The sequence below is a fragment of the Chryseobacterium antibioticum genome, assembly GCF_012927325.1.
Classification (GTDB): domain Bacteria; phylum Bacteroidota; class Bacteroidia; order Flavobacteriales; family Weeksellaceae; genus Chryseobacterium; species Chryseobacterium antibioticum.
Genome location: NZ_JABBGI010000010.1, coordinates 1 through 17,391 on the forward strand (window position 1 = coordinate 1; position 17,391 = coordinate 17,391).

At 38.3% G+C, this 17,391-nt stretch carries 17 protein-coding genes; 4 read left to right on the forward strand and 13 right to left on the reverse strand.

Going from position 1 to position 17,391, the window contains the following annotated elements:
* Positions 1-147 precede the first annotated feature (147 nt).
* The 7 genes from HHL23_RS08915 to HHL23_RS08945 all read right to left on the reverse strand — a co-directional run bounded on the left by HHL23_RS08915 (position 148) and on the right by HHL23_RS08945 (position 8,833).
* Positions 148-1,119, reverse strand: coding sequence for an NAD-dependent epimerase/dehydratase family protein (locus HHL23_RS08915; RefSeq protein WP_169234464.1), 972 nt, complete (start codon positions 1,117-1,119; stop codon positions 148-150).
* Complete coding sequence (locus HHL23_RS08920; RefSeq protein WP_169234465.1) at positions 1,116-1,901, reverse strand: SDR family NAD(P)-dependent oxidoreductase; 786 nt, start codon at positions 1,899-1,901, stop codon at positions 1,116-1,118. The genes HHL23_RS08915 and HHL23_RS08920 overlap by 4 nt, the downstream gene beginning before the upstream one ends.
* Before the next feature lie 142 nt (positions 1,902-2,043).
* Positions 2,044-3,153 carry a helix-turn-helix domain-containing protein gene (locus HHL23_RS08925; RefSeq protein WP_169234466.1) on the reverse strand — a complete coding sequence of 370 codons (1,110 nt, stop codon included), beginning with the start codon at positions 3,151-3,153 and terminating at the stop codon, positions 2,044-2,046.
* 30 nt (positions 3,154-3,183) lie between these two features.
* A complete protein-coding gene (locus HHL23_RS08930; RefSeq protein ID WP_169234467.1) occupies positions 3,184-3,837 on the reverse strand; it encodes a rhomboid family intramembrane serine protease in 654 nt (217 codons plus the stop codon).
* Positions 3,838-3,848: 11 nt separating this feature from the next.
* A complete protein-coding gene (locus tag HHL23_RS08935) occupies positions 3,849-6,437 on the reverse strand; it encodes a DNA gyrase/topoisomerase IV subunit A (protein ID WP_169234468.1) in 2,589 nt (862 codons plus the stop codon).
* A 6-nt stretch (positions 6,438-6,443) separates the two neighbouring features.
* Positions 6,444-6,920 carry a hypothetical protein gene (locus tag HHL23_RS08940; RefSeq protein ID WP_169234469.1) on the reverse strand — a complete coding sequence of 159 codons (477 nt, stop codon included), beginning with the start codon at positions 6,918-6,920 and terminating at the stop codon, positions 6,444-6,446.
* Positions 6,921-6,949: 29 nt separating this feature from the next.
* Entirely contained in the window at positions 6,950-8,833 is a 1,884-nt protein-coding gene (locus HHL23_RS08945; RefSeq protein ID WP_169234470.1) for a DNA topoisomerase IV subunit B, read from the reverse strand.
* 220 nt (positions 8,834-9,053) lie between these two features.
* Between HHL23_RS08945 and HHL23_RS08950 the strand changes: the two genes are divergently transcribed.
* Entirely contained in the window at positions 9,054-9,200 is a 147-nt protein-coding gene (locus HHL23_RS08950) for a two-component regulator propeller domain-containing protein (protein WP_169234471.1), read from the forward strand.
* A gap of 155 nt (positions 9,201-9,355) precedes the next feature.
* Here HHL23_RS08950 and HHL23_RS08955 read toward each other — a convergent pair whose 3' ends face one another.
* Positions 9,356-9,892: a DUF2867 domain-containing protein gene (locus HHL23_RS08955; protein WP_169234472.1), complete on the reverse strand. Its 537-nt coding sequence runs from the start codon at positions 9,890-9,892 to the stop codon at positions 9,356-9,358.
* A 212-nt stretch (positions 9,893-10,104) separates the two neighbouring features.
* Here HHL23_RS08955 and HHL23_RS08960 point away from each other — a divergent pair, with 212 nt between their 5' ends.
* Positions 10,105-11,253, forward strand: coding sequence for a methionine aminotransferase (locus HHL23_RS08960; protein WP_169234473.1), 1,149 nt, complete (start codon positions 10,105-10,107; stop codon positions 11,251-11,253).
* Positions 11,254-11,257: 4 nt separating this feature from the next.
* Here the strand turns inward: HHL23_RS08960 and cls are convergent, their stop codons facing one another.
* The 3 genes from cls to HHL23_RS08975 all read right to left on the reverse strand — a co-directional run bounded on the left by cls (position 11,258) and on the right by HHL23_RS08975 (position 14,701).
* Positions 11,258-12,721 (reverse strand): cardiolipin synthase, encoded by a 1,464-nt coding sequence (gene cls, locus HHL23_RS08965; protein ID WP_169234474.1) that lies wholly within the window; start codon positions 12,719-12,721, stop codon positions 11,258-11,260.
* A 176-nt stretch (positions 12,722-12,897) separates the two neighbouring features.
* Positions 12,898-13,662: an SDR family NAD(P)-dependent oxidoreductase gene (locus HHL23_RS08970; protein WP_169234475.1), complete on the reverse strand. Its 765-nt coding sequence runs from the start codon at positions 13,660-13,662 to the stop codon at positions 12,898-12,900.
* A gap of 100 nt (positions 13,663-13,762) precedes the next feature.
* Entirely contained in the window at positions 13,763-14,701 is a 939-nt protein-coding gene (locus HHL23_RS08975; RefSeq protein ID WP_169234476.1) for a helix-turn-helix domain-containing protein, read from the reverse strand.
* A gap of 145 nt (positions 14,702-14,846) precedes the next feature.
* On the opposite strand from HHL23_RS08975, the gene HHL23_RS08980 reads away from it, so the two are divergent.
* Both HHL23_RS08980 and HHL23_RS08985 read left to right on the forward strand, forming a co-directional pair.
* Positions 14,847-15,008, forward strand: coding sequence for a bacteriocin (locus HHL23_RS08980; RefSeq protein WP_169234477.1), 162 nt, complete (start codon positions 14,847-14,849; stop codon positions 15,006-15,008).
* Between the two features lie 137 nt (positions 15,009-15,145).
* Positions 15,146-15,310: a bacteriocin-like protein gene (locus HHL23_RS08985; RefSeq protein ID WP_169234478.1), complete on the forward strand. Its 165-nt coding sequence runs from the start codon at positions 15,146-15,148 to the stop codon at positions 15,308-15,310.
* 112 nt (positions 15,311-15,422) lie between these two features.
* Here the strand turns inward: HHL23_RS08985 and ychF are convergent, their stop codons facing one another.
* On the reverse strand, positions 15,423-16,514 hold the full coding sequence (ychF, locus tag HHL23_RS08990) for a redox-regulated ATPase YchF (protein WP_169234479.1): 1,092 nt from the start codon (positions 16,512-16,514) through the stop codon (positions 15,423-15,425).
* Positions 16,515-16,711: 197 nt separating this feature from the next.
* Positions 16,712-17,263 carry a ferritin gene (locus HHL23_RS08995; protein ID WP_169234480.1) on the reverse strand — a complete coding sequence of 184 codons (552 nt, stop codon included), beginning with the start codon at positions 17,261-17,263 and terminating at the stop codon, positions 16,712-16,714.
* Positions 17,264-17,391: the final 128 nt, after the last annotated feature.

The following is a 17,391-nucleotide window of genomic DNA, read 5'->3' on the forward strand; positions in this document are numbered from 1 at the left end:
ATGCTTTAGCTCACAACCTAAGAAAGAAAGTGGCATAAGAGACACTTTTCAAACTGGAAAAAACTTCAAAAGAAAAACGAATAAATACAAAAAAAATCCGCCTCACTGGTTGTGAGACGGACTCTTTTATTTTTAACGGAACAAAAATCAATGTTTATTGTTTTTAATAAAATACTGAATGGCATCTTCGATTGCTTTATCAATGGATTGATATTGAATACCTAACTCCTTCAGGGATTTCTGATGAGAATAATAATTACAGATCTGCAGGGCTTTCATATTGGAGGTACTCAGATTTGTTTTAATTTTTAATTTTCTCAAACCATCCCCTATCCATCCAAGGAAGCTCAAAACTCTGTTTGGAATAGCTATCATTATTGGATCCTGTCCGGTTATGGTATTTACTTTTTTGAAAAACTCTTTATAGGTAAGGTTTTCATTGGCTAAAAGATATTTCTCGCCGTTTTTACCATTTTCAATTGCTTTTATCAGTCCTTCGGCTGCATCTTCCGCGTGAACAAAGTTCTTGCCGCCTTTCGGATAAAAAACAAGCTTCTTTTCCCATGCCCAAAAGACCATCTTTCCCGAACTGGGCTTACGGTCGTAGGCCCCAATCATGAAAGTCGGATTTACAATAACGATCTTCGTTCCTCTGTTTTGTTGAAGAAGATAGTTCTCTGCTTCCAGTTTGCTTTGTGCATAATAAGAATGGGTAAAAGGGCAAAACTGAGGCGTATTTTCACTACCCGGAACACCAGATTTTCCATATCCTAAAGTATTGGCTGTGCTCACAAACAGGAATTTTTCCACTTCAGCAGCTGCAGCCTGTGCCCATAAATGAACGGTTGCATCATAATTAATCTTTTTATAATCCTCATAACACAACAAATCCTGGCTGGTTTCTGCCGCTATATGAATGATGGTATCTACCTCCTGTAAATATTCTGAAATATCCGAGAACAGATCTCCTTCTATGAATCTGAGATTTTTATTTTCTTCACCCATCCAGCTGCTTTTTTTACGAACCAGAGCAATAACAGAATAATCATATTGTAGTAATTTAATAACGGTATTAGCACCCAGAAGCCCTGTGGCTCCGGTCACGAAAACTTTTTTCATGCTTCAATTTCTTTTTTTATGGCACTGGTCATCAGAGGCAGCTTGATCCATATCGGCAGCAACTTCATAACGAGCCAGCTGATGGGATTCACCATAATAACTGAATCTTTTTTAAAAAGTTGCCTGATGCAGTAGGCAGCGACTTTGTTCGGATCCAGAAGGGTAAGTCTTCCCAAAACACCCTGTTTTTCAATTCTTTTGCAGACATCAATATTCGTTTTCATTGCACCGGGATTCACAACACTTACAAAAACATTGGTATCTTTCAATTCTTCATGAAGCCCTCTTGAGAACGAATGGATAAAAGTTTTGGAAGCCGGATATACCGTTTTGAAACCGATCGGTGAAAAGGCTGCCATACTGGATACATTTAAAATATAGGCTTTCGGCTGCCGCAAAAGATTAGGAAGTAGCTGGTGTGTAATCAGTGATGTTGCTGCTACATTCACCTGAAGGATTGTATTGATATAAGCTGGCGATGCATCTATAAACTTTTTGGTCCCGCCAAGTCCGGCATTATTAATCAAAATATGAATTTCAAATGACTGGTTCAGCCATTCGGTAAGTTTCATGACATTTTCGTTCACGGAAAGGTCTACTTCATAGTACTGTGCCTTGATCTGATAGGTTTCTTCAAGCTTTTGGGAAAGTTCTTTCAAATGCTGGCCCGGCAGGCTTACCAGAACAACATTGATGTTTTTGCTGGCCAGGTTTTCTGCAAACGCTTTTCCCAGTCCCTGACTTGCTCCCGTTACGACCGCATATGATTCTTTGGTATCCATAATACAATTTTATGGTACAAAGCTATCCTCAAAAGGGTCTTTGAATGTTCAGGATTATCTGAGTGAACCTATTTTAAAATTAAAAAAACAAAAATACAACAAACTGAATTAAAGCAAGTTAACAAAACAAAAACGTTAAGATTTATAAATCAGAACCATTTTTATATTCGGAAGGGGTCTGATCGATTAGTTTTTTAAAGGTGGTATTGAAAGAAGTCTTGGAATTGAATCCGGATTCGTAGGCAATTCCCAAAATCGACAGTTTACTCCGGGAATCCTTGAGAAGTTTTTTGGCGTAATCGATTCTGTATTCATTCACATACTGGAAAAAATTCTTTTTAAATCCGGTATTGATCACGTAGGACAGATGATGGGTAGAAATAGATAAAAGTTCAGAAAGACGGATCAGGTTAAGCTCACTATCGAGATAAGGTTTCTGTTGAGTCATAATCTCTTCCAGCTGGTTTTTGATTTTACTTACCTCTTCGTCGGAGATCAGTTTTTTCTTTACTTCTGCTGCTTCCGGATTTTCGTCTATCGAAATAAGTTCTTCGCGTTGTTTTTCTTCTAAAGGATAGATTTCCTTTTGTTTTAACGAATAATACCCCACAAAATAAATAACCAGCAGAAAAGCGGTGTTAATGAAAAAATTTAGGGCTTTAGAATCGTAGGATAAATTATAAACAACATAGATAATATTGATGATGAAAATGATGACGGTGATATATTCGAGCCAGTTCAGATTGATGCCTTCCGTATTGGCAGAAAACTGCTGAATTCTTTTTTTATGTCTTCGGATCGTAAAGTATGAAAGACCGGTATAGAATAAAGCCTGGAAAAGAATTAATCCAATAAAGACATAATTAAAAATGCTGTTATCCTCAAATCCACCAAAACGTTGCAATATAATGTTGATCCAAAAAATAACCGGAAGAATCAAATACTTTAGGTCTGAAATTTTAAATTTAAATGATGGATTGGTGTAAAATAACACACTAAAATAGAACATAATCGGGGTGAGAAACTGTATGATCTGAACTGAAATGATGGAATGAATCTCAATTGGAGACTCCTTAACCAATGTAAGTACTTCATCCAGCCAGAAACTCGACCATAAAAAAAGAAATATCCCAAACCAGAAATTGGCTTTCCTGTTCACCCGTAAAGGATTGGACAGTGTCAACAGAGAAAGCAAAACCAATGAACCATAGATTAATATAACGATGAAGCGGTTTAATTCTGATGTGTTCATTGGTTTTGACATTTATAGTAAAGATAGTTTTTATCCTATTCTCTTCCTGACAAAAATTTCATAACCCAGATAGATTAAAGGCAGCGACATAATTCCCAAATAGAGAGCATTATGCAGTGCAATATCGGGAGCTGTAACTACTGCATAAATCAATCCGAGAAAAGCTCCTCCGAGGTGGGCGGCATGTCCTATATTATCATGCTGTTTCGGATTCAGCATCATATATACGGAATACCCGAAATAGAGCAGTCCGAAAATATATCCCTTAACCGGAATCGGAATAAAGAAGATGTAGATACCAATCTGAGGATTCATGGCTATTGAGGCAAATAATATTCCCGAAACTCCTCCACTTGCTCCTACGGCAGAATACCAAGGCTGCTTCTGGTAAATATAAAGCGACAGAAAATTCCCAAGCAATATAGAGCCCAGATATACGATGGCGAAACCTATATTTCCGAAAGTCTGAATAACAATGGGTCCAAAGAAATACAGCGTCATCATGTTAAACACCAGGTGCATGATGTCTGCATGAAGAAATCCTGATGAAAGAAGACGGATGTACTCTTTCCTGTTCAGAATTGATCCTACACTGAATTTATATTTCTCAGTAATACCAAGATTGTTGAAGGCAACGAAACTAATAATAGCCGTAATGATAATAAATACGATTAGAATATTCATAATTTAAATTCTTAATTTTCTGGTTCATCGGTTTCAAAGAGATCTCCGATTACGGTCCGGTCATCATCCACAATACCGTCTCCGGTTTCCGGCTCTTCATACACTTCCGGCTCCTCTTCTACAGGTTCCGGGATGGTGATGTTGATGGTTTTCACTTTAAATTTCGTAAACTGGTTTCCAATAGCTTTGATTCCTTTTACGGTAATAAATTCATCAAGATCTATCGTTTCAACATCGCGGTCTTTCCCTTTATCTTTAGCGAAGATGATCTCTGCTGAAGCCCCGTTGGCTACAATTACATTTTCTATGAATGATTTCGGGTGTTCCGATGGCATAAAAGTTTGCAGATTCACCGTATTTTCCAACAGGAATCTCTTGATAAAATACATATCTTTTTCTCCGTCGTAATAGATACATGTTACGGGCTGTTCCGGTTTCCATTTCTCCAGCACCAGGTATTCATCATCGAAGCGGTTCCCCAGATCGAAAGAAACCAGTTTCACTTCACCGTTTGTATTAATGGTTAGAATTCTGTCATCTCCTTTGAAACTGCCTAAAAGAGTTCCGCGGGCATCAGCATTCAATCTTCTTACCGTATCATCAAACCAGATTCTTCTTGGAGCTAACGTAGAAACGCCTTCCTCTTTCATATCCACCTTTTTTACGGAATATTTGGTCACCAGATTTCCTTTGGAGTCTCTTCCTTTGATCGCAAGATCGGAAAAATCGATTTCCATTTTGTTTTTCCTGATTCTCGGATTCGGTTTTAAAAGAACACTCACCGTTTCTGCTTCCCCGTTAGGATTGGCAGAGAAATACAGGACTTCGGAACCTTTTTTATCAGAAGCCAGCGGATAGTCTGTGTTTCTGGTCACCGCAGTCACAGAAAAACGTTTCATATAGTACGGTCCGTCCCTGCCTTCGCGGTAGATCATGTTATAGACCGTTCTTTTGTCGTTTTTCTTCCATATGGCAACGCTCAGGAGGTCTTTTCCGACGAAAATTTTAGCATCTACCTTTACGACTTTCATCGTTCCATCCTTTCTGAATATAATGATATCATCAATATCCGAACAGTCAAACAGATACTGGTCTTTTTTCAGAGAGGTACCGATAAAACCTTCTTCAAAATTGGCGTAGAATTTCTCATTGGCCACCGCTACTTTTGTTGCATCAATGGTATCAAAAATTCTAAGCTCGGTCTTTCTTTCTTTGTCTTTTCCGTATTTCTTCTGAATATTTAAATAATAATCAATTGCATAAGCAATCAGATGGGCAAGATTGTATTTTACCTGCTCTATTTTGCCTTCAAGGGCTGCTATATTTTCTTTAAATTTATCTAAATCGAATCTTGAAATTCTCTTGATCCTGATCTCGGTCAGTTTTAAAATATCTTCTTCCGTTACCGCTCTTAAAAGATGCTTGGTATGTGGTTTTAAACCTTTATCAATAGTTTTAATAACATCTTCCCAGGTCTTTACTTCTTCAATATCATGATAGATTCTGTTTTCTATGAAGATCCTTTCCAGTGAAGAAAAATGCCAGCTTTCCTGAAGTTCATGAAGTTCTATTTCCAACTCTTTTTTAAGCAGCGAAACAGTGTGTTCCGTATTCATTTTCAGAATGTCAGAAACATTCATAAACATAGGCTTATCCCCAACGATCACACATGCATTCGGAGAAATGGTCACCTGACAGTCTGTGAAAGCATACAGTGCATCAATGGTCTTGTCCGGCGACACATCATTATGAAGATGGATAAGGATTTCTACCTTATCGGATGTATTATCCTCTATTTTTTTGATCTTGATCTTTCCTTTTTCATTGGCCTTCAGGATAGAATCAATCAGGTCGCTTGTTGTTTTTGAGAAAGGAAGCTCTGAGATCACCAGCATGTGCTTGTCGGTATGGGTAATTCTGGCTCTCGCTCTTACTTTTCCTCCTCTGTGTCCGTCATTATATTCGGAAACATCAAGATATCCTGCCGTTAAAAAGTCGGGAAACAGTTCAAATTTCTTTCCTTTTAAGTGGGCGACAGATGCATTGATCAGTTCATTGAAATTATGAGGAAGAATTTTCGTAGAAAGCCCTACCCCAATTCCTTCCACTCCCTGTGCAAGAAGCAACGGGAATTTAACGGGAAGATCAATAGGTTCATTATTTCTGCCGTCGTAGGACTTGGCCCATTCTGTCGTTTTTGGATTAAATACTACTTCCAATGCGAAAGGGGTCAGCCTGGCTTCAATATATCTTGCCGCAGCTGCAGAGTCTCCGGTATAGATATTTCCCCAGTTTCCCTGAGTATCTATCAAGAGCTCTTTTTGGCCGATCTGTACCATGGCATCGGTAATGGAAGCATCACCGTGCGGGTGATATTTCATGGTATTTCCTACAATATTGGCTACTTTGTTGTAACGGCCATCTTCCAGTTCCCGCATAGAGTGCATGATCCTTCTCTGAACAGGCTTTAGCCCATCATAGACAGAAGGAATTGCTCTGTCCAGAATTACATAGGAAGCATAGTCCAGAAACCAGTCTTTATAAAGTCCTGAGACTTTTTTCAAGCTCTCACCTTCGTGCGAGTTTTCTTCTGTCGTCATCTGTTTTTAATCATTTTTCTCTTCATTAGCTTTCACTACTTTGTTCAGAGAGATTTTTAAATCGTTTACTTCTTTTTGGCTCAAATAGGATATTTCATATTTGAGTATGGTAGAACCGCTGTTTTTACTTGAGATGGTAATGTATAATCTTTTGATAAAGAAAACAGTGACGATCTCATAGCTGATCAGTTTATACTTCGGAAATTCATCGTGAAGTGGCCTGTCCAGGAAAGGAATAATATTGCTGTTCTTGAAGTTCAGGGCTTCTCCATCACTGTCATATTCAAAGATCTGTCTGCCGTTCAGGTGAAAAACTACCAGCATTAAGATCGGAAGAACAAGAAGGATATAACTTTCTTTTCCCACAGCATGAAACCGGTATTCGTTCAGTAAAAATGCGGAAATCCCAAATATAACCAACATCAGCAGCATCGTATGTACAAAATTATAAACTGAAGCTTTATTGCGGTTGTTAAGTCTCATTTTCGGTTTTATATTTATTAGTTGGGTTTTTAATCTGCTGCTTCATCCAACATCTCCTTCTTATCAATATCAGTGTCTTCCACTACCAAGTTTTCAAGGATAAATAACTGTCTGTCCGGGGTATTTTTACCCATATAGAACTCCAGCAACTGGTCTATGGTCTGGTCTTTGCCTATTACAACAGGTTCCAGGCGAATGTCTTTTCCGATGAAATGTTTGAACTCATCAGGAGAAATCTCTCCAAGTCCCTTAAATCGGGTGATCTCCGGGTTTTTCCCAAGCTCATTCAAAGCTTTGATTCTTTCCACTTCGGAATAGCAGTATCTTGTTTCTTTTTTATTTCTTACCCTGAACAACGGTGTCTGCAGAATATACAGGTGACCATTCTTGATCAGATCCGGGAAGAACTGAAGGAAGAATGTGATCATCAAAAGACGGATGTGCATTCCATCCACATCGGCATCGGTAGATATAATGACCTGATTGTATCTTAGGTCCTCAAGGCTTTCTTCAATATTCAAAGCAGCCTGGAGAAGGTTGAATTCCTCATTTTCGTAGACTACTTTTTTCGTCAGTCCGTAGCAGTTCAGCGGTTTTCCTTTCAATGAGAATACAGCCTGGGTTTCTACATCTCTGGATTTTGTGATGGATCCGGATGCAGAGTCTCCTTCGGTAATGAAGATCTGGGTCTCCCCTTTTCTTTCATTTTTCTGGTCGTTATAATGTTGCCTGCAGTCACGGAGTTTTTTATTATGCAGAGACACTTTTTTGGCTCTTTCCCTTGCCAGTTTCTGGATTCCTGAAAGTTCTTTTCTCTCTCTTTCGGAGATCATAATCTTTCTTTGGATAGCTTCTGCAATTTCAGGGTTTTTATGAAGGAAATTGTCTAGTTTACTTTTTAGGAAATCAATGATAAATGTTCTTACGGTAGGTCCGTTCGGGCCCATATCATTAGATCCCAGTTTTGTTTTCGTCTGGGATTCAAATACAGGTTCTTCTACATTGATAGAGATCGCTGCAATGATAGATTTCCGGATATCTGAGGCATCGAAATTTTTATTAAAAAATTCCCTTATCGTCTTTACATACGCTTCGCGGAAAGCATTAAGGTGCGTTCCTCCCTGCGTGGTATTCTGTCCGTTTACGAAAGAGAAATAGGTTTCTGTCTGTGATTTGTCAGAATGGGTAATCGCCAACTCTATATCGGTATCTTTCAGGTGAACGATGGAATACAGAATTTCATTTTCCATTTCTTCTTCCAGAAGGTCTTTAAGCCCGTTTTCAGAATAATAGGTCTCTCCGTTGAAAAGAATTTTCAATCCCGGATTCAGATACGCGTAATTACGCAGCATTTTTTCTATATATTCTTTTCTGTATTTGAAATGAAGGAAGATCTCACCATCAGGAATGAAAGAGATTTCAGTACCGTTTCGGTCTGAAGTGTCTTTTTCCTCATAGTTTTCTGTGATGATTCCTCTGCAAAACTCCGCCATCTTCATTTTTCCTTCACGGAAGGATCTTACTCGGAAATACTCCGAAAGCGCGTTTACGGCTTTGGTACCTACTCCATTTAACCCTACCGATTTCTTGAAGGCTTTACTGTCATATTTACCTCCCGTATTCATTTTAGAAACGGCATCTACTACCTTTCCCAGCGGAATTCCACGACCAAAGTCACGGATACTGACTTTACCATCATCCACTTTTATTTCAATTCTTTTCCCTGACCTCATTCTGAACTCATCGATAGAGTTGTCCAGAATTTCTTTCAGGAGAATGTAAATACCGTCGTCTGCAGAGGAGCCGTCTCCGAGCTTCCCTATGTACATTCCGGGGCGCAGACGGATGTGTTCCTGCCAGTCGAGGGTTCTGATATTATCTTCGGAGTAGATTGGATTTATTTCTTGTGACATATATGATTTCAGCAAACATACAAAAGTACGAAATTGTACAAAAATATCCGAATTTTTTCAATTCGATTTTTGCCAATATTCAATCTTAAACATTGCGTTATTATTAATCAAATTATATATTTACGCTATTATTCAATATCAGGTGAAAAAAATAACTCTTTTCTTCTTATTTTCTTTCATTTTGTTATCCTCATCGTTATTTTTTGCGCAAATTCCTGGAATGGTCAATTATAATGAAGAGGATGGCCTGAATAATTCATATACCTACTCTGTCAGCCAGGACCGGAATGGATTTCTTTGGGTGGGAAGTGATAACGGGATGTTTCGGTTTGACGGAAAAGAATTTAAGCATTTCAATAATAAATGATCCCCGGGCAGAGCCCGAGATTCAATGGAAGAGATTCTATTTTTAGTTTTATGAAAAACCATCCGTTTTTCAAACTTTTCCTCTTTTGACCCCGAGGCAAGCCTCGAGATTCTCTTCGAATAAAAGCAGGTACCCGGAATTCCGCTCCTTTCTTTTTATTTTCCTTCCAGTTTTCCAATCATCTTTTTGAGCATAGCCGGGACAATTAGCTGATGAAAAGGACGAACCGGAAGAAAATATAATATCCCCATCCAATTGTGGTATTTCACCGTAGTAGAAATCGTTAAAAAGTTTGTTTTACGGCTCCCCTGTGCTTTATCATAAAGAATAGAAACCCTGAAATCAAGATGTTTATCATTCTCACCCATGATAATTTCGTTGTCAGTCTTATCAAATATCTTGAAAATTCCGACCTTCTCTCCTACTTCAAGTTTAAAATCGTCCGGCGCTTGTGCCATGCTGTGGTCTGTTCCGGTTTTCAGTCCGAACATTTTAACAATACTGTTTCTGAAAGCGAACATTTTCTTCCCCCATTGAGGCGTGCTGGTGAAAAAAGCCCTTCCAATTTCTGTCGTACCTATATTTCCTTCAGTATCCAATACCTCTCCTTTAAAGCTGTCTGTATAGTCAAATATTATTTTTTCTGTTGATAAAACAGATCCTTCGGGAAATTCAGTTTTCTTAATCTTCATGGTGCTGATTTTAAGGTAATTTAGTCTTTGTTCTCACAAATCTAAGTGTCTTTCTGCATAAAAGAAGTGAGCAATCTCAGCTTTCTGTTAAAATATATCCGCAGGTCTTTTCTCTTTGAGCAACGCCTCACAAAAGAAGTACTCTTTTTTATAGAATCCTGTTTCATGATTGCAAAAAATAAATTAAATTCGGGTACATAAAATTGATCTTCATGATACAACTTCCTTTATCTAAACTTTCTAATGTAGGAACTACCATTTTCAGCCAGATGACGCAGCTTGCCAATGAAAATGAAGCTATCAACCTTTCTCAGGGATTTCCTGATTTCATGCCGGACTCTGAACTGCTGGACCACGTAGACCACTTTATCAGAAAAGGATTTAATCAATATGCTCCGCTGGGAGGAATGATGCCCTTAAAGGAAGAGATCGCCAGAAAAATTGAGAACAGCCACCAGGCAATATATCATCCGGATTCTGAAATAACGGTTACGGCAGGAGGAACCCAGGCTATTTTTACAGCTATTGCTACCTTTGTGAAAAAAGATGATGAAGTGATTATCTTTGAACCGGCTTATGACTGTTATGAGCCTACCGTAGAGCTTTTCGGAGGTATTGTAAAACGTTTTGAAATGAAAGCTCCGGATTATGAGATCGACTGGAATACGGTAAACGGTCTGGTAAGTGCCAAAACCAAAATGATCATCCTGAATAATCCGAACAATCCTTCCGGAAAGATCTTAAAGGAAAATGACCTGCAGGAATTGGTGAAGATTGTAAAAGATACTCCCATCCTTATTCTAAGTGATGAAGTCTATGAAAATATTGTCTTCGACGGAAAACAGCATTTAAGCATCTGTCAATACCCTGAACTTAAGGAAAGAAGTCTTCTTGTGGCCTCATTTGGAAAGCTATTTCATGTTACAGGTTGGAAAACAGGCTACTGTGCCGCTCCCAAAAATCTCACCGACGAATTCAGGAAGGTACATCAGTTCAATGTTTTCTGTGTAAACACCCCTATTCAGCTTGCTCTGGCAGAATACATGAAAAATGACGAACATTATAATTATCTGAATACTTTCTTCCAGGAAAAAAGAGATTTTCTGAGAAAAGGACTTGCCGGAACATCTTTTGGTCTTCTGGATTGTGAAGGAACCTATTTCCAAGCGCTTACCTATGATAAAATTTCTGATAAGAATGATTTTGATTTCGCTTCTGAGCTGACGATTAATCATAAAGTGGCGAGTGTTCCTTTTTCATCGTTTTATAAAAACAAGAGAAATGATCACGTCATCAGATTGTGTTTTGCGAAAAAACAGGAAACTTTAGAAAGGGCAATAGAAAACCTTTCCAAACTCTAAGTCTTTAGATAAGCGGAGAAAGCAGCCTGGCCAGATGTTCAAAGAAGACTTTGTATTTTGGCCTTTTCTTCCATGAATCAAGGAGAATTTCCTCGCAGTCATTCATATCTTCATGAAACAGGTCCTGAAGTTTTCCGTTGATCTTTTGGTCAAAAATCAAAGCGTTGACCTCAAAATTCAGCTCCTGACTTCTGACATCCATATTGGCTGTTCCAACGGATGAAAAAACATCATCGATAAGCATCGTTTTAGCATGGATAAACCCTTTTTTGTAAAAGAAAACCCTCACATTATTCTCCAAAAGCTCTTCATAATAAGAATAAGCTGCCGCATTGACCACTACAGAATCACCGGATTTAGGAACCATCAACCTTACATCCACTCCGGAAAGTGCGGCCTGCTTGATCGCGTCGAATACGGTTTCAACCGGAATAAAATAAGGGGTCACAATATATATCCTTTTTTTGGCTGAAAGCACTGCCGATGTGGTACTCAGCATAATAGAAGGTTTGGTATCCGGTCCGCTGGCTGCCGTTTGAATAAGGGAAGTACCAGCCTCCCCTGTTTTTTTAAAATAAAGCTGGGAGATCTCAGGTATTTTCTCTGTTGCAAAGATCCAATTGCTGAAAAATAAAAACTGAAAATAAAAAGCAGCCTCTCCCTTCATATACAGATGAACATCCCTCCAATACTGCTTGGGATTAGGATTAATATATTTATCCGAAACATTGATTCCTCCTGTAAAAACTTCTGCTCCGTCTACAATAATGATCTTTCTGTGATCCCTGTAATTGACCCTGTTGGCCAGAAGCCTGAATGTGATTTTATTAACTGGAGATACTTCTATTCCAACTTCCTTAAGTCTTTTCAACAGTTTCCTTCCAATTTTCCCACTCCCCATATCATCATACAGAAAACGGACTTTTACGCCCTCTCCTGCCTTTTTGATCAGCAGATCAGCAAGCCTGTTTCCTATTCCATCATTATCATAAATATAATACTCAAGATGGATATGATGAACTGCTTTTTCAAGAATTTCAAAGACTTTATCAAATTTACCTTCTCCATTGATCAGTATTTCCGCATAATTTCCCTCCGATAAAGGGGAATGGCCAGCATTATAAAGAAAATTGACCGTTGTCGAAAATTGCTCCATCTGCTCTTTATGGCTTTCCAGGGTTTTATGATGAGTTTCCCGGATGTAGGAACTTACCGCCTTATAAATCTGTTCGTTGCGTTCTATTTTAAAAGTATAGAATTTATTTTTTCTGTAGTTGACGCCAAAAACAAAGTAGATGATCACTCCCACCCCGGGAAAAAAAATGATCAGCATGAGATAAGCCAGTGTCTTACTCGCATTCCTGGTATCCATGATAATCTTACCTGCCAGAAAGATAATTCCAACAAGATAAAGAACTTCTAGTCCGAAAAGAGCATAGGGAAACTGTTCAAAAAATTCTTTAAGCATATTTTGGAACTTTGTGGATATTAAAGGTAGTAAAAAGGTGAATGGTTTAAATGGAAAAGAAAAAATAAAAAAACCAGTCCTTTTTCAGAACTGGTTGTATGTGAAATGAAGATTGCTTCGTTGCTTCGCACTTCGCAATAATACAAGCAAATAAATCTACCTTACAATTTCTTCTGCTATAAAAACATTCCTCCGGAAGCCTCAATTCTCTGTCCGTTGATCCAGCCTGCATCTTCTGTACACAGGAAAGCTACTACGCCTCCGATATCATCCGGAAGTCCGGCTCTTCCTAAAGCTGTACTATTGGAGATCATTGAATTTACGTTTTGATCGTCTCTGGTTCTTCCACCTCCGAAATCGGTTTCAATAGCTCCCGGTGCAATAACATTAGCTTTGATCTTACGCGGTCCCAATTCTTTTGCCATGTATCTGGTCAGCATTTCAACTCCTGCCTTCATAGAACCGTAAACGGATGATCCCGGCAGGGCAAATCTTGCCAGTCCTGATGAGATATTAATAATTCCGCCACCATCATTGATGAAAGGAATCATTTTCTGGGTCAGAAAGAAAACCCCTTTGATGTGGACATTGACCATATCATCAAACTGCTCTTCTGTAGTTTCCACAAGAGGAGAATATAAAGCTGTTCCGGCATTGTTGATAAGAAAATCAATGGTTGAGCTTCCCGTTTCAGTTTCCAAATGATCGGTAATCTTTTTCACAAATGCATCAAAGCTTTTTACATCTCTGGTATCCAACTGATAAGCAGAGGCTTTCTGACCCATTGCCTGTATTTCGTTAACTACAGCATCTGCTTCTTCTTTGCTGCTTTTATAAGTAATGATAACATCTAATCCTTTTTGAGCGATCTTAAGGGCTGCATTTTTTCCAAGTCCGCGGCTTCCGCCGGTTACAAGTGCAATTTTTGTTTTTGTATTCATCTTTTTATATTATTTATTTTACATATTTAATGGTACAAAGTTGGAAAATTCTGCATAAGAAACGGTTGCCTGAATCAATCTGAAATTTGCAAAATTCAAATCATGAGCGAAATTCCATTGGGGTAAATGATGTTTTTCTTTTAAAAAAATTGGAAAAGTGGGCCAATTCTTCAAAACCCAATGCGTAGGAAATCTCAGAAACATTCCATTTGGTCTGTCGCAGCAGAATTTTAGCTTCCTGAATCATACGGTCTGCAATCAGTTCAGTGGTTGTCTTTCCGGTACTTTCTTTTAATTTTTTGTTCAAATAATTCACATGCACGGCAAGACGATCCGCATAATCTTTTGCTGTTTTCATCTGCAACCTCTGTTCTGAGGATTCAATGGGAAACTGCCGCTCCAGAAGTTCTATGAATAATGAGACTACCCTTAGCGAAGCATCATTTGAAGCAGAGAGTTTTGCGGCAGGCTGCAGCTTCTGCCCATAGTGGATCAGTTCCAGGACGTAGTTTCTGATCAGATCATATTTGAAAACATAATCGGAAGCTATTTCTTTTTTTATCCTGGCAAAAAGTGCTTCTATTTCGTCTGCCAACTCATCTTCAATTTCAAATACCGGAATATTTCCCGGCTGAAATATGGGTAATTCTTCTAATGAGAACTGAGATTGTGCTTTAATAAAAAAGTCTTCTGTAAACACACAGAAACTTCCCGTTTGATCCGGATCTTCGGGCACCCAGTGGTACGGTACTTTGGGAGTGGCAAACAGTAAAGCATTTTTCTTAATGGCAATGATTTTGTCTGCATATTCTGCTCTGTTTCGTCCCCTGATCAAACTGATTTTATAGTATTTTCTCCTGTTGTAGGGCATTTCCGAAGTTATTTTTGCCCTTTCTATCGTTTGTCTGATATCGAATACGTTAAAGTGTCCGATATCTTTATGGAGCCCTGTTGGAAAAATACTTTCAAGGTCTTTTCCGAGTTTGGCGGCCATCTCTTTATAAAAATCTTCAAGGGATGCATGTGCGATCTTTTCCATAACTGACGGTTTGTAAAATTCAAATATACAAAGTTCGCAGGATTTGAAAATGAAAAAAATAGTTCTCTTTTTTCTTCATGAAGTGATATACATGTCAATATTTTTATTACCTTAGTTTTTAAACTAACTCACTAAAAATCAAACAATGAAAAATCAAGATTTACCAAAAGGAAAAAAACTGAACAAAAAACAGTTAAGAAGTATTACCGGTGGATTAATGGACTGCATTGATCCTATGACCGGAGGTTGTAGAAAAATATCAATCGGCTGTGCACAGCTGCAATGCAGACCCGGAATAGAGCCTTAATAAAGAATTAAAAAACCGCTCACTAGCTGGATGGTTTTTTTCTGTCCTTTTAGACATCACATATAATTTAGTATATATTTTCTTCATTAAATGATATGTGAATATTTCCTAAACTAATTCACTAAAAATAAAAGATCATGAAAAATTTAAAAAAACTGAACAAAAGAGAATTAAGAACAATTGTTGGCGGAAAGGAGATGTGCATTGATCCAGCTACAGGAGAATGCATGAAATATGGAAGAGGCTGTGCAGAACAGCAGTGCCAGTTGATTATAATAGATCCTATTGATCGTTTATTCTAAAAACAAGAAATAATATGAAATAACCGCTCCCTAAAAGAGTGATTATTTAAGCAAAAAACGCTTCCCGTATAGATTGGGAAGCGTTTTTCTTATAACGAACTTTAATATATTCTTATACGTTGAATCTAAAGTGCATGACGTCCCCATCCTGAACGATATATTCTTTACCTTCTACAGAAAGTTTTCCGGCTTCTTTTATTTTTACTTCAGAACCATACGTTACATAGTCATTGTACTTGATCACTTCTGCACGGATAAACCCTTTTTCGAAATCTGTGTGGATCACACCTGCCGCCTGAGGCGCTGTCCAACCCTGCCCGATCGTCCATGCTCTCACTTCTTTCACACCAGCTGTAAAGTACGTCTGAAGTTTCAATAAGTCGTACGCTTTTCTGATCAGACGGTTTACTCCAGGCTCTTTAAGACCAAGCTCGTCAAGGAAGATTTCTCTCTCTTCAAACGTTTCAAGTTCATTGATGTCTGCCTCGATCTGTGCTGCCAATACCACCACTTCTGCTCCTTCGCTTTTAGCCATCGTTTCGATCCTTTCTATCCATTCGTTTCCGTTTTTGATAGAGTTTTCGTCTACGTTGCACACATATAATACCGGCTTTTTGGTTAAAAGCTGGATATCATCAATAATAGCCTGAGTCATATCATTAACAGGAAATTCTCTTGCATTTTTCCCGTCCTCAATAAACTTCTCCAGATTTTGAAGGGTTTCATAGACCAGGATATCGTCTTTCTTTCCGGATTTGATGAATTTTTTAGCTTTATCAACCGCTTTTCCTACTGTTTCAAGGTCTTTCAACTGTAACTCGATGTCGATAATTTCTTTATCTCTCATCGGATCTACAGAACCTTCAACGTGGATGATGTTACCGTTATCAAAACATCTTAAAACATGGATAATCGCTTCACATTCGCGGATATTGGCCAAGAACTGATTTCCCAATCCTTCTCCTTTGCTTGCCCCTTTTACAAGACCAGCAATGTCAACGATTTCAACTACAGCCGGTAATACTCTCTCCGGATTAACTAATTTTTCCAGCTCAAATAGCCTCTGATCCGGTACAGATACCGTTCCTAAGTTCGGTTCTATGGTACAGAAAGGATAGTTTGCTGACTGCGCTTTAGCATTGCTTAAGCAGTTAAAAAGAGTTGATTTACCTACATTCGGAAGGCCTACAATTCCACATTTCATATTGTAAAATTCAAAGTTTAATGTTCAATGATACTGTTTAGGGTTCAGGGGTCTCCTATTTTAAAGTTGGTCTTTTATCAATTGTAGACCACTGAACTTTCAGCCTGCAAAGGTAGTGATTTTAAAGGGAGATTCATAATAAAAAAATCTGCCAAAATTTTGACAGATTTTCAAGCAATTTTTGTTCATCGATCGATTTATGGGTTATCTCCGGTAGCATCCTGAGCGAGCGGGACATCATTCGGTGTATTTTGCAATGTTTTATCTAAAGTAAATAAAGATTCATCTGTTGCTCTATCGCCACCTGCAATTTTCAATTTATCGATGAGGCTGGCAGCCAGGGTTTCCTCTTCGATCTGTTCCTGAACAAACCACTGCATGAAATTCCAGGTTGCCCAGTCTTTTTCTTCCAATGACCTATCTACAATTTTGTAAATCGATGTGGTATTATCTACTTCATGTTTAAAGACTGCGTCAAAACAGGCTGTTAGGGATTCCGGATCTGCCGGGGGAGCCGGAATGGTGTCTACTTTTGGTTTTCCGCCTCTGTTCAATACATATTCCATGAATTTAATGGAATGGTTTCTTTCTTCCTGCGAATGTCTGTAAAGGAAGTTGGCAATCCCCTGATATCCTTTGTCATCTGCCCATATTCCATAAGATAGAAAAATGTGTGATGCATGAATTTCTTTGTTCATCTGATCACTTAGTGCTTTTTCAATAGTCGCGGAAAGTCTGTTGGTATTCATAATGCTATATTTTTGTGATTATGGAAATAATGATGCAAAAATGGTTCCGCCACTGTTTCATTTTTCTTCTGATAAATTCCAGCCTACTTTCAAGTCATTGATTTAAAACCGATTAGATGTTTAATTTA